The organism is Nocardiopsis valliformis DSM 45023 (assembly GCF_000340985.1).
In the GTDB taxonomy this organism is placed as follows: domain Bacteria; phylum Actinomycetota; class Actinomycetes; order Streptosporangiales; family Streptosporangiaceae; genus Nocardiopsis; species Nocardiopsis exhalans.
The window spans coordinates 1-1,389 of the sequence record NZ_ANAZ01000075.1 but is presented as its reverse complement, the minus strand read 5'-3'; the positions used below and the strand labels follow the sequence as shown (position 1 = coordinate 1,389).

Sequence of the window (1,389 nt, the reverse complement as noted above, 5' to 3'; positions counted from 1 at the left end):
ATGCTCCTCGAAATATCGTTGCAGTGCGCCCTCTCGCCGTTCCCACGCCTGCTTCCAGGTGCCGTCGTGGACTTGCTGGGGTGTGAACAGAGCGATCCCGGAGTGCTTGTGCTGGTGGTCATACCAGCACACGTACTCAGCGATGTAGGCGCGTGCGGCGTCCAGGTCGGTGAACACCTTCGGGTAGCCCGGTCGGTACTTCATCGTCCGGAACCCGGCCTCGGAGAACGGGTTGTCGTTGGAGGTATAGGGCCGGCTGTGCGAGAGCTCCACGCCCTGCCCGGACAGGTCATCGCGGAGCAGGTTCGAGGTCATCGCCGCGCCGGAATCGGCGTGCACCACCTGCGGTGCGCCGTGCTCGGCGATCGCGGCAGCGAACATCTGCACGGCGAGGTGGTCGGCCTCGCGGTCCTCCACCCGCCAGCCGACGATCTTGCGGGAGAAGATGTCCGTGATCTTGTAGCCCTTGAACACCTTGCCCCGCCACGGCGAGTACAGGTCGGTGATATCCCACGACCACACTTGCCCGGGGCCTGTCGCTTTCAACACCGGCTTGCTCCGTGGCCGCCCGCGATCCTTGCGGGTGGGGACCTTGGGTCGCAGCATCTGGTTCTCGATCCGCGCCGCGATGCGCCACCAGGAGCGCCGAGAGGCGAGCATCACCCCGCCGTCCCACGCCGTGGCGAACGAATGATCCACGGAGTTGTGCTGGGACCACCCGGCGAGGATCAGTTCGCTGATGCGTTCCTCATCGGCGGCGCTGATGCGCGATGCATAGGCCCGCTCGGTCTGCGGGATCGGATCGGCGACGTGCTCTCGCGGACGCTGTCGGTAGTGCCACGTGGACCGCGACACACCCGTCAGCTCCAGCGCCCGCCGCTGGGATCCGATGATCTTGGTCAGCTCGACGACGAGGTCGTTCTCCGTGGTCAGGAATCGGTTGGATCGGTCTTCTTGGGGGGCTCGGCGGGCTCTTGCTCGCGCATCGTGTGCAAGAGCCCGATAGCTTTTCCCAGAGCCGTGTTGGTCTCCTCCAGCTCCTTGACCCGCGCGGCCAGCCGTGCGATCTCGGCTGCTTGCGTGGTGCGTTCCTTCTCGCGCTTTCGCTCCAGCGCGGTGCGCTGGTTCGGCGGAACATTCATGGCACTACTCTCTCGCGGGATGAGCCCTCGGTCGAGGTCGCCCTCGAAGACCGCGTCGCTCCAGCGGCGCATCCGTTTGTAGGAGATGCCCTGGGTGGCCAGCCACGAACCTTTGTGCCCGTAGGGCTGCAGCTGATACTCGTGCACGAACTCGCGGATCTCCGCGGTGGTGAACCCTGGACTGATCGTCAAGACCTTGCTCCCTTACCGGTCGTGGAGTGACTCACAACCAGCCTGGCAAAGAGGG

Annotated in this window: 2 protein-coding genes; both read right to left on the bottom strand. The window is 65.4% G+C overall.

The window, feature by feature from the left end; translation table 11 throughout:
* Window positions 1-855: DDE-type integrase/transposase/recombinase (locus D457_RS33895; RefSeq protein ID WP_017584662.1), on the bottom strand; the 855-nt coding region annotated here is incomplete at its 3' end.
* A 74-nt stretch (window positions 856-929) separates the two neighbouring features.
* Window positions 930-1,334 (bottom strand): hypothetical protein, encoded by a 405-nt coding sequence (locus tag D457_RS0131550; protein WP_017584661.1) that lies wholly within the window; start codon window positions 1,332-1,334, stop codon window positions 930-932.
* Window positions 1,335-1,389 lie beyond the last annotated feature (55 nt).